Source organism: Nitrobacter winogradskyi, assembly GCF_006539545.1.
Classification (GTDB): Bacteria; Pseudomonadota; Alphaproteobacteria; order Rhizobiales; family Xanthobacteraceae; genus Nitrobacter; species Nitrobacter winogradskyi_A.
The window spans coordinates 34275-45432 of sequence record NZ_BJNF01000085.1 but is presented as its reverse complement, the minus strand read 5'-3'; the positions used below and the strand labels follow the sequence as shown (position 1 = coordinate 45432).

At 61.6% G+C, this 11158-nt stretch carries 12 protein-coding genes; 2 read left to right on the top strand and 10 right to left on the bottom strand.

Going from position 1 to position 11158, the window contains the following annotated elements; genetic code table 11:
* Window positions 1-110: 110 nt before the first annotated feature.
* The gene (locus NWI01_RS14845) at window positions 111-884 is read right to left on the bottom strand and encodes a hypothetical protein (protein WP_244613791.1); all 774 of its coding nucleotides are present in this window, start codon (window positions 882-884) and stop codon (window positions 111-113) included.
* Window positions 875-2575: a proton-conducting transporter transmembrane domain-containing protein gene (locus NWI01_RS14840; protein ID WP_141384753.1), complete on the bottom strand. Its 1701-nt coding sequence runs from the start codon at window positions 2573-2575 to the stop codon at window positions 875-877. Before NWI01_RS14840 ends, NWI01_RS14845 begins: the two co-directional genes overlap by 10 nt.
* Window positions 2576-2785: 210 nt before the next feature.
* On the opposite strand from NWI01_RS14840, the gene NWI01_RS14835 reads away from it, so the two are divergent.
* Entirely contained in the window at window positions 2786-3079 is a 294-nt protein-coding gene (locus NWI01_RS14835; RefSeq protein WP_141384752.1) for a hypothetical protein, read from the top strand.
* Between the two features lie 209 nt (window positions 3080-3288).
* The gene (locus NWI01_RS19020) at window positions 3289-3444 is read left to right on the top strand and encodes a hypothetical protein (protein WP_181410508.1); all 156 of its coding nucleotides are present in this window, start codon (window positions 3289-3291) and stop codon (window positions 3442-3444) included.
* A gap of 302 nt (window positions 3445-3746) precedes the next feature.
* On the opposite strand, the gene NWI01_RS14830 is transcribed toward NWI01_RS19020, so the two are convergent.
* The 8 genes from NWI01_RS14830 to gatC all read right to left on the bottom strand — a co-directional run bounded on the left by NWI01_RS14830 (window position 3747) and on the right by gatC (window position 11026).
* Complete coding sequence (locus tag NWI01_RS14830) at window positions 3747-4013, bottom strand: hypothetical protein (RefSeq protein WP_141384751.1); 267 nt, start codon at window positions 4011-4013, stop codon at window positions 3747-3749.
* Window positions 4014-4853: 840 nt separating this feature from the next.
* Window positions 4854-4988: a hypothetical protein gene (locus tag NWI01_RS20110; RefSeq protein WP_283809250.1), complete on the bottom strand. Its 135-nt coding sequence runs from the start codon at window positions 4986-4988 to the stop codon at window positions 4854-4856.
* A 656-nt stretch (window positions 4989-5644) separates the two neighbouring features.
* A complete protein-coding gene (gene gatB / locus NWI01_RS14825) occupies window positions 5645-7129 on the bottom strand; it encodes an Asp-tRNA(Asn)/Glu-tRNA(Gln) amidotransferase subunit GatB (RefSeq protein WP_141384750.1) in 1485 nt (494 codons plus the stop codon).
* A 67-nt stretch (window positions 7130-7196) separates the two neighbouring features.
* Complete coding sequence (locus tag NWI01_RS14820; RefSeq protein ID WP_141384749.1) at window positions 7197-8573, bottom strand: patatin-like phospholipase family protein; 1377 nt, start codon at window positions 8571-8573, stop codon at window positions 7197-7199.
* 170 nt (window positions 8574-8743) lie between these two features.
* Complete coding sequence (locus NWI01_RS14815) at window positions 8744-9052, bottom strand: hypothetical protein (protein WP_141384748.1); 309 nt, start codon at window positions 9050-9052, stop codon at window positions 8744-8746.
* The gene (gene gatA, locus NWI01_RS14810) at window positions 9043-10521 is read right to left on the bottom strand and encodes an Asp-tRNA(Asn)/Glu-tRNA(Gln) amidotransferase subunit GatA (protein ID WP_141384747.1); all 1479 of its coding nucleotides are present in this window, start codon (window positions 10519-10521) and stop codon (window positions 9043-9045) included. The genes NWI01_RS14815 and gatA overlap by 10 nt, the downstream gene beginning before the upstream one ends.
* On the bottom strand, window positions 10518-10724 hold the full coding sequence (locus NWI01_RS14805; RefSeq protein ID WP_141384746.1) for a hypothetical protein: 207 nt from the start codon (window positions 10722-10724) through the stop codon (window positions 10518-10520). Before NWI01_RS14805 ends, gatA begins: the two co-directional genes overlap by 4 nt.
* 14 nt (window positions 10725-10738) lie before the next feature.
* Window positions 10739-11026, bottom strand: a complete 288-nt coding sequence (gatC, locus tag NWI01_RS14800; RefSeq protein WP_141384745.1) for an Asp-tRNA(Asn)/Glu-tRNA(Gln) amidotransferase subunit GatC — start codon at window positions 11024-11026, stop codon at window positions 10739-10741.
* Window positions 11027-11158: the final 132 nt, after the last annotated feature.

The following is an 11158-nucleotide window of genomic DNA, read 5'->3' as shown; positions in this document are numbered from 1 at the left end:
GAGGCCGTAGAGCGGGTTGTGGTGAATGAAGGTCCGCATCGGCCAGAAGAACGGCACCGGCTCACCCGCCACATAGGCGGTCGAGCGCACCCGCAGACGCCGGCCGAGGTTCAATGCATCCACCATGACCATCCTCCGATCGAAGCCAGCACTGCGGCAACGGCAGTAAGCATCAGCCCCAGGCCAGCGCCGTATGACAGATCGACCGTTCCCGCAGGACGCGGCCATTCGCGCCCGAACAGGCCGTGCTGCCATAGCAACGCGGCCGCCCAGCTCCACAGCAACCACACCGCGAGCACGACAGCCGCCAGGCCAACAGGAATCTGCTGCAACACCGCAAGCATGGCGAAGAATCCAGGGAACGGCGGCGCCGCCAGCGCCGCGAGCAGGGTCACCACCCACGCGAGGGTCAGGCGCGGAAAAGCCGGGCCGATGCGTCCACGCAGGCCGAGATAGGCCCCCCCGAAGCGGCTGCTCAGGCCGGAACCGAGAATCATCAGCACCGCGGCGGGGATCGTCATCGCCAGAGCCACGAACAGGAGGGTCTTCCCGTGCAGGCCGTGCAGCCAAGCCAGCCACACCAGCGGCCAGACCGAAGTGGCCTGCAACCGCGCCCAGATGAACACCTCCTGCACCGAAAGCAGTCGCCAAGCGTAGAGCAGCGCGGTGAACGCCGCCAATAGTTGTAGCGGAAGGATGTATTGCTCAGGCGGCGGCGCCGCCTGGTTGAGCAGCCACGCGCCCGCGGCGGGGAAAGCCAGAAGCACCGGAACACGCAGCCAGACGGGCAGCGCCTGGAGCCCGGCGTTGAACAACATGCTCAGGGGAAACAGCGGCAGAAGGATCAAGGCAAGGAGCAAAGCGATCATGGCGGTCAGACCCAACGCAGCCAGATGTTCACCCGCTTGGTCGCGCTCAGCGTGCCGCGCGCCAGTTGGGTGTAGATGTAGGACACGTAGAACTCTCGCGAAAACAGGGCGTAGAGATTGAGGTAGATGGCGTTCCACCGCGTGCCGGGCTTGCCCTCGAACTCGAGGGAGTGGGTATAGAAGGTGGCCAGCCAGGAACCGACAAGCGCGACCGTGACGAGCACCACGAGAATGTCAAAAGCCAGGACATTGATGCTCGCCGCGGCATAGATGGCGTCGCGCAACTCCTCGTCCGGGTAGAGGAAGCTCTCGAACGTATGAGCGATCAGTGTGTAGCCCACCACCACGATGAAAAAGGACAGGAGGACCATGGTCAGTGTGCGCAACGGACTCTCACTGGGCATTTTATGAATGGAAAAGAACAGTTGCGCACCGGTGACCCAGCCGAAGAACAGCAGCACCACGGAACCCTGCTTGTGGAAGAAATCCGCCGCCACCATCCCATGTGACAGACCCAGCACCAGCGCCGGCACCAATACGGTGGCGAGCGCGGCCCACAGCCATGGCACTTTCTGGACTTCGCGCAGGGGACGGCGCTCGACCACGAAGCTGTAGATATCATCGGGCGGCACGCCATCGTCGCGGCGGCTGTCGCCGATCACGTTGCCCGCGTTGAGAAACAGCGTAGCCTTGAACAGTCCATGCGCGATGAGATGATAGACGGCGAGCGAAAATGCGCCCAGCCCGCATTCCATGATCATGAAGCCCATCTGCCCCATGGTGGAATAACCCAACGATTTCTTGACGTCATTCTGCGTGAGCATCAGCGCCGAGCCGATCAGCGCCGTCACCAGCCCAACGACGAACGCCAGGTGCAGCGCGTCGGGCGCGTGAACAAACACCGGCGCGAAGCGGTTGAACAGAAATCCGCCGGCGTTGACGATGCCCGCATGCATCAGGGCCGACACCGGCGTTGGACCGTCCATCGTATAGGGCAGCCATGTATGCAGCAGGAACTGCGCCGAGCGGGCAAACGCCGCGAGCGCCAGCAACAGCGCCACCAGCGGCACCACCGCTACTCCGCCGAGCTGCATACCCGGATTGGCGGTGATCCGCGCGAACAGTTCCGGCAATTCGGCGGTGCCATAGCCATGCCACAACAGCAACGCCGCGCCCACCATCGGCAGATCGCCCACGCGATAGGTCAGGAAGGTCCACAAGGCATAGCGGCCGCTGGCCTTGCGGGTCGTATCGAAGCCGAGCAGGAAGAACAGCAGCACCCCGATCAGGAACCAGGCTGCCAGCAGCGTGAGCAGATCGGCGGCGGTCACCATCAACAGGATGACAGCCGTCATCAGGTCCAGCATGGCGAAAAACCGCACGTAGCCAGGCTCGTCGGCCATGTAGCGCACGGAGTAGACATGCACCACCAGGCTGATGGCAGATACCAGCACCGCCATCGCCACGGCGAGGTTGTCGAGCATGAGAGCCGCGGGCCCGAGCCGCGCCACTGTCACATCGCCCTGCGGGGCACGCAGCACCGCCACCAGCAAAACCACTGAGACCACGCAGGTGACAGCCGTCATCGCCACGCTGAGGCGCGCCGCCCGTGCTTGCTGACCAGATCCTGCCAGCGGGGCCACTATCGCCGATAGTACCGGGAGCGCCGGCAATACCACCAGACACCAAGAGACCCATTGATCCACGGCAACACTCCTTGTTGAATCGGGATGGCGCGATGTCGAAGCAGTCGAGAGGGCCCCCTGCTCCAGCTGGCCGGAGCAGACTGACGTGGGGCATCATATAAGGAAGTATCGAATAAGCAGAAATTTGAATTTCTTATTCAACCCCCAAAGTAAGCTAATATAGTTTGACCCTGACGCTCATTGAATCGTTTTTCAAGCAAGAGAACTACCATGGCTAAATACGTCGGACTCGATCAAGACACGCACGGGATAACCGCGCTCGGGCGAACCGTGCTCGATGCGCGCGTTTTCGGACTCATCCCTGAAACGCAGGATTGCGCGGGCTGGGACGCCGGGCAGATGCAGGCGCTGATGAGCAAAGTGAACCACCTTTGGGATCAATATGGTAACGTTCCCAGTGCGTTACCGCCAGAACTGGCCGAACGCCACGATCGCGTTTATACTGAGGCCATCGCACGCGCCAAGGCGCGCGGCTGGAACGCAGAACTGGACGACAACGATTAGCCGAAATGAACCCGCCTGCCCCCGCCGAGTTCAGATCAGGCTTTTGCACGATCAGGCTGGTGAGTTGCGGATGACGAGCGTCGCATGACGGTATGTGACGACGCGTCGCATCACCTCAAGCTGGCCAGGCCCATTCAAAGTCTGACAACGAAGGGCCCTCGTACTCAAACGGCGCGAAAGTTCCTGGATATGCTACAAGGCCACGCATCATGAGCGTTCTGAAAGTCTATGTGTATGTGATCCCGTTTCTGGTGATCTCCGCTACCATTGGCGCTGTTTTGTGGAATCGACGGAAGATCAACCGCGCCCGCGCGTCCGCCCCCAACAAAAAGCCTGAAGATGAGAGCCTTTCCGCCTCTGACTGAACTCAAAGTCCCTCACCTCTTCAGAGAAGTGGTGAATGACTTTATCTTCATGTTTTGACGCGTTTTTCCTCACGCAAACCAGATTCCATCCTCGGGTCAAGCCCGAGGACATGCTTCGCTCGAAAACGTTATAGAAGCGAAACTCTGGCAAACCGCCGAAAAAGGAACAATGTTTCCGTATTCACGCGAACCGGTATCCGGCCCCAAGTCCGATCCGGGACATTCTTCACGCGAGGGTGCTGTCTTCAGTTGCCAGATGAAATGGGTCCCGCCGCGCGTACGACGCAAGTCAAAGCGGCTCGTCAGTGCACCGTCATCCAGGCCCGCGCATCGCGTTGCGCCATGACGATCTCGGTCTCGGACATCAGCGCGGCAACTTCGCGGCGCATCGCGGCCGCTTCAGCGTGTCCCTTGAGGGCGGCAAGATTGAACCATTTATGCGCGGCCACCAGATCGACCAGACCAGCACGACCGCTCGCCCAGTACAGTCCCCGCTCGAAAAGAATATCCTGAATTGCGTCAGCGCTCACCGGCACCGCCGTCTCGAAGTCGATCTGCCCCTGAAACATCCCTCTGTTCCCCTTTTTTGCCGCCCTGCTTCGAGTGCGGCCCATCCACCTGTCAGCGCCCCGCTGGATCCAACCGCCGTTCGCCGGCGTGCCGTCCAGACACACGGATCATGAAGGTGAAATTTGAAGAGCAGTTTAAGTATCGCGATGAATCGAACGTGAACGTCATCGGCGGACAGCTATCACTTCGGATCAGAAAACCCTTATATGACAATGGTTTTCGTCATTTCACACGATTCGGTTTACTGTGAGATTTGGCAAACCGCTAACCATCGTTACAGCCCGGATCCAAGGCGCGCGAGCAAAGGCGCTATCCGGGACGATGCCGTCAGCATCATCGCGATCCGCAAGGCTTCCAGCAGCCGCTCTATTGTAAGACGGGAAATGACGACGCGAGAGCTATAGCGTCTTCGCGCGAAGAACGTCCCCGGGCTCGACCCGTGGATGGGTATACCGGTTCACGCGAAGAAGACGCGTCAAATCAAATCCGGTAGCGCGCCCCTGATTTGATCAGAAGCGAAGAAAGCTTGATAGCCGAGCCAGCGGCAGGACGAGGGCGTCGGTGAACACGTCAGGACCAACTCTCACCGCAGCCTGAGCCGCCAGTGATCGCGGACTTGGTATCCGCGCTGAAGAAGACCGGCGATGAGACTCACCGCGCTCTTCCTTCGGACCAGTTGTCGAGGAGGAACTCCGAAACAACGATCCGACCGTTTGACCTGATGTCTCGCCGACACCCTCTCTCGTCGTCGTCACCCGAACTGAAATCTGCCTGGAAGCAAACTGTCTCGGCCCCGACGACGTCACCGGCATCAAGCAGCCGGCGATTCCAAAGCGAGCTTACTTCTTCTTCTTGGCGACCTTCTTGGCGACCTTGCGGGTCTTCTTCGCAGTCTTCTTCACCGCGCTCTTCGTCTTCTTCACCTTCTTCGTCGTCTTCGCCTTGGCTTTCGCCTTCTTCGCCTTCTTGGCCATGTTGCCCTCCAGAGTGAGATGGCTTCGTCGCTGCATGCATTCGGGAATCGAAATGCACATCTTTCGAATACACCAACATCAAAAAAAAAACAGCGTCCCGCTTAAGGAAGTGTTGACATCTCACGGCGGCACGACAGTGGCGCGCGCCAAGGTTATACGGAGACTCGTGGATGGACGATGCCAGCAAGCCACGGGAAACCCAAGCAGGCGTTTTTCGTGATTTCAAATAATGGCTGCGCCGCAACGATATTCTTAATTCAACAAACGGACGGCGGATGCGCGGCACGCATCACACCGACCAGCGGCGCCACTGAAATCGATATAGATGCGGACTCCGAGTCCTGACTTTTGGCAATAAAAATATTTTCGCCGATAACTTTGAAAGCCGCCTTCGGCGTCCGCTACGACGCATGTTTTCGCGAATCTTGAAATGCGATTCGCGAAAACCGATTCAGCTTTCCTACTCCGCCGACCGCTATCAGCATGGCCGGCGTACGCTTAAGCAAACGCAGTTCAATGATGAAGCAGCTCGATGGCTGTCCCCTCGGCCCGCGCGGCGTCCGTCGAAAACCATGCACCAGACAACGAGGCAGTCGGCGCGTCGATGCCGTCAAAGCGAGGAATGCAGCCGCGCGAGTTGAACCGGCAGCCGAAGGCTACAGACCAAGCCTGGTCTTGAGCAGATCGTTCACCGCCTGCGGATTGACCTTGCCGCCGGACGCTTTCATCACCTGACCGACGAACCAGCCGATCATCTGCGGCTTGGCGCGGACCTGTGCGACCTTATCCGGGTTGGCGGCGACGATGTCGTCGACCACCTTTTCGATCGCGCCCATGTCGGTGACCTGCTTCATCCCGCGAGCCTCGACCAGCACCCGTGGATCGCCGCCTTCGGTCCAGACGATCTCGAACAGATCCTTGGCGATCTTGCCGGAGATGGTCCCCTCGCCGATCAGGTCGATGATCGCAGCGAGCTGGGACGCCGACACCGGCGACGCCGCGATGCTCACGCCCTCTTTGTTGAGGCGTCCGAACAGTTCGTTGATCACCCAGTTGGCGGCGACTTTCCCGTCGCGTCGCGCGTTCGCAAGACCGGCCAGGACCGACTCGTAGAAGTTGGCGCTCTCATGCTCGCTGACCAGCACGGTGGAGTCATACGGTGTCAGGCCAAGATCCGCGATGAAGCGTCCCTTCTTCTGATCGGGCAACTCCGGCAGGTCGGCCTTCAGCGCATCGACGAAGGATTGCGAAAACTCCAGCGGCAGCAGGTCGGGATCCGGGAAATAGCGGTAGTCGTGCGCCTCTTCCTTGGAGCGCATCGCGCGGGTCTCGCCCTTATCCGGATCGAACAACCGCGTTTCCTGATCGATGCTGCCGCCGTCTTCGAGAATGCCGATCTGCCGGCGCGCCTCGTGCTCGATCGCCTGACCTATAAATCGGATGGAGTTGACGTTCTTGATCTCACAGCGCGTGCCGAAGGGTTCGCCCGGCCGACGCACCGAGACGTTGACGTCAGCGCGGAGGTTGCCTTTCTCCATGTCGCCGTCGCAGGTGCCGAGATAGCGCAGGATCGTCCGCAGCTTGGTCACGTAGGCCCTGGCCTGTTCGGAGGAGCGCATGTCGGGCCTGGATACGATTTCCATCAGCGCCACGCCGGAACGGTTCAGGTCGATCGCGCTCATGTCCGCGTGCTGATCGTGCAGGGACTTGCCGGCGTCCTGTTCGAGATGCAGCCGCTCGATCCCGACCACGAAGCTTGTGCCGTCGGCAAGATCGACCACGACCTCGCCCTCGCCGACGATCGGCGACTTGTACTGGCTGATCTGATAGCCCTGCGGCAGGTCGGGATAGAAATAGTTCTTGCGGTCGAACACCGAGCGCAGATTGATCCTGGCGTTCAGCCCCAGGCCGGTCCGCACCGCCTGGCGAACGCATTCCTCGTTGATGACCGGCAGCATTCCCGGCATCGCCGCATCGACCAGCGAAACATGGCTGTTGGGATCGCCGCCGAAGGCGGTCGAGGCGGCGGAGAACAGTTTTGCGTTGGAGGTGACCTGGGCGTGGACTTCGATCCCGATCACCATCTCCCACTCGCCGGTTGCGCCTTTGATCAGGTTGGACGGTTTGACAGGTGCGTTCATGCGCGGTTTTTACTCCGGGGCTCACGATTGGGAAACCCAATCTTTTATGTGCGAGGTCTCCGCTCGCTTACATGCGTCCGGCGAACATGCGAAAGGCGGAGCTTGCCCGCAATGCGTCGCGACCTGCCGCGATCACCTCGTCCACCTGCTGCGGCGGCAAGTGGAATCGGGTCGGAACGGTCTCGAGGCGAGCGGCGCGCGCGGGATCGAGTTGATCGAAGCCGACCCGGCCGACAAAAAATTTAAGATCGCGACAGTTCCAGCCCGGGCGTGCCCCGTAACGCGCGCGCTCCGCCGCCGACAGGCCACAACGCCAACGGATCAGCCCCGCCTGCCAGTCACCCATGGTGCGCTCGAAAGCCGTGAAACCCGCGCCGACGCTGGCATCGATCGCGGTACTCGCCGCCGCCTTGACCAGATCGACGCCGCTTGGGCCTTCAATGGTATTGATCCAGTTGCCTGAAACGCCGGTCTTGGCGTCCACGACCACAACAAGTCCGCGCCGGATTTTGACGGCCTGCTCGGGTGACAGCGGTTCATAAGGCGTGCGCGCCGACAGTAGCGAGATGGTGAAACCCGACAGGCCGAAGTTGTCGACCAAACCGCCGTCGAGCAGCTTGATGAAGGGAATTTCGCCGTCATGATAGCGGCTGATGGCTTTGGCAAAGGCGCTCAGCATCGGCGGCGCATTGCGGTTGTCCCGCGCCTTCACGATCCAGTCCGGTAGCGGATCCTTGCATCGACCGGGAAAGGTCTGAATCACCACCGGCGCGAATGCGACAGGCACCGCCGCCGACGCCGCCACGGCGTTCGCCAGCGGATAGGAGGCGAGATCGCTGCACATCGCACTGAACGCGGTCGCTCCAAAAACGAAAGGTGTGCGATTGTAGATGTCGGAGGCGTTGATCCATACCCGCGGGCGCACCGTCCTTCGCAGATCGGCGAAGGTCGCGCCATGAAACAGGTTGGCGTCGAGCCAGCGCGGCAGCCCGCTGGAGTCGTTGATGCCGCCGGCGAACGCCCTGCCAAGCGTGGCGAGGTTGAGGTCGGTTTGAAGTCCCTCCTCGGCATTGCGCAGAAGAAACTTTTCACGGAAGTCGGCCATGGCCTCGCGCTTGCGCAACCCGAAATAGGCAGCGGTCACCGACCCTCCGGACACCCCGGAAATGAAATCGATACGGTCGATCATGGATGCGCCGCCGCGCACCGGCGTCTGCGCCAGTTCTTCCAGCACGCCGAAGGAAAAGGCCGCCGCCCGCGTACCGCCGCCTGAGAACGATAGCACCACCAGACTGTCGTCAGTGGCGGCCCATTCTTCGAAGTTTTCGCGTAGCTGGCCTACGAGGTCGGCGCTGCTGCCCGGCTGGTTGACGGGCGCGTTCTGGATCGACGCGCAACCGAGCAGCAGCGCGCATAGTCCGATAACAGCAAATGCTGAACGCATGGTCGTGCAGGGGCCCCGCCAATCGCGCGCCGACTATGGTTCGTGACGCAGCGAATGGCAATCATCCCGACGATCTATCTACGGTCGTGGTCAATGCCGGTCGTGGTCAATGCCAGCGCCGCACCTGAACGGCGGCAAACCGGCAGGCGGCCTGCCCCTTCCGATACCGGCTAGCCGTTGCCGCCACCCAGCAATTCCGCGACGATCTGATTCCACTCGTCCTCGGACGAGCCCTTTCCAAATGGCTTGTCCGCGCGGCGGTACCAGTAAGCGGCGTTGCCGATCTCGCGGCCATCAAGCCTGTGCAGGTAGGCGTGGACCCACGCGGCCTCCGGCCCCACCACCGGCTGCACGATGACATGCGCCTTGTTCCAGTCGCCCTTGGCGGCCCACCACAAGGCCACAAGCGGCACCGAAACGCCCTGCGGCGGCTCGGCATTTGCCAAGCTGGCTTTGAAAGCATCCGGCGTCACCACCATACCTCCGGCGTAAAGCGTCCGGCGGCCTGTTCGATCACCTCCCCGAGCGAGATAACCGCCTCCTCGTCGAACGGGCGGCCGATCAGTTGCAGCCCGAGCGGAAGCCCCTGGGCGTCCCTGCCCGCGGGCACGGCAATGCCCGGCAGGCCGGCCATGTTCGCCGTCACCGTAAAGATGTCGTTGAGATACATCTCGATCGGATCGGAAGCAGTCTTCTCGCCGATGCCGAAGGCGGCGGACGGTGTTGCCGGAGTGAGGATCGCGTCGACCCCCGCCGCATAGCAATCCTCGAAGTCCTTCTTGATCAAGGTGCGAACCTTCTGTGCACGCAGGTAATACGCATCGTAGTAACCCGCGGACAAAACATAGGTTCCGATCATGATGCGACGGCGAACTTCCGCGCCAAATCCTTTCGCCCGGGTGTTCTCGTACATCTCGACGATATTGCGTCCATCGGCGCGGGCGCCGTAACGGACGCCATCGTAGCGCGCGAGGTTGGACGACGCCTCGGCCGGCGCGACGATGTAGTAAGCAGGCAACGCGTATTTCGTGTGGGGTAGCGACACCTCCACCAGTTCGGCGCCCGCCGCTTTCAGCCAATCGGCGCCCTGCGACCACAGCTTCTCGATCTCGGCGGGCATCCCGTCCAGCCGGTACTCCCTGGGAAGGCCGATCTTCATTCCCTTGACGGATCTGCCGACCGCAACCTCATAGTCGGGCACGTCACGATCGACCGACGTCGTATCCTTCGGGTCGTGGCCGGCCATCGAGCGCAGCAAAATCGCGGCGTCGCGCACCGTGCGTGCGATCGGCCCGGCCTGATCGAGCGAAGACGCAAACGCGACCGTGCCCCAGCGGGAGCAACGTCCGTAAGTGGGCTTGAGGCCGACCGTGCCGGTGAAGGCCGCGGGCTGGCGGATCGAGCCGCCCGTATCGGTCGCGGTTGCACCGAGACAGAGTCCGGCCGCCACCGCCGAGGCCGAGCCGCCGGATGAACCGCCGGGCACCAGTTTTACATCGGAGCCCTGCCGCCGCCATGGATTGACGACCGGACCGTAGCACGAGGTCTCGTTCGACGATCCCATCGCGAACTCATCATTGTTGAGCTTGCCGAGCATCACAGCGCCGTCGCGCGTGAAGAGTTGCGACGTTACCGTGGATTCATAGGGCGGCCTGAAATCACCGAGAATGCGCGAACACGCCGTGGTCCGCGTGCCTTCCGTCGCAAACAGGTCCTTCACGCCGAGCGGAAGACCGTTGAGCGGGCCGCCCTCGCCTTTGGCAATCCGCTCGTCCGCCTGGCGCGCCATCGCCCTCGCCTGCTCCGGCGTCTCCAGCACATAGGCGTTCAGGACGCGCGCCCGCTCCATCGCCGCGAGATGCGCGTCGGTCAATTCCAGCGAGGTGAAAGATTTGCGCGCGAGACCGTCACGCGCCTCGGCCAGCGTGAGCGAGGTCAGGTCCGTCATCTATCAACCGCGCTGCAAAAAAAAGGCGACAGCGTCCTGTCGTTCCGGGGATCATCGGCAGGCGCCGTATCGACCGCATGGAGCCTGTCGAGAACGGCGTTCGCCGCCTCGTCGGGATCGGCGGTCCGGCCCTGGCGCTCCATGGCGTCGAGGTAATCCATATAGGCCCGATAAGCCTTTTCATCGCCGCAGAGCAGACACATCAAATCAAAACCTGTTATTCGACAACCTTCGGCACCAGAAAGAAGTGGTCGTGCGTCACCGGCGCGTTGGCGACGATCCTGTCCGCGATTTCACCGTCATTCACCACGTCGGACCGCATTTTCATCGCCATCGGCGTCACGGACGTCATCGGCTCGACACCATCGACGTTCACTTCCTGCAACTGCTCGACGAAGGCCAGAATCGCGTTCAATTCGTCTTGCAGATGGGGCACCTCGGCGTCATCGACCGCTATGCGCGCCAGATGCGCGATGCGGCGGACGGTAGCGGCATCAACGGACATATTGTAAGCCCCCGCAGGCTCGATCGTAAGGCACTGTCGTCTGACAGGCGTTGTCACGCCTATAGCAGACCCGGCTTTCGCACCGCAACCATTCGTAGTGGCGAGGGGTCGCCCGAGCAGACCCGCGGCCCC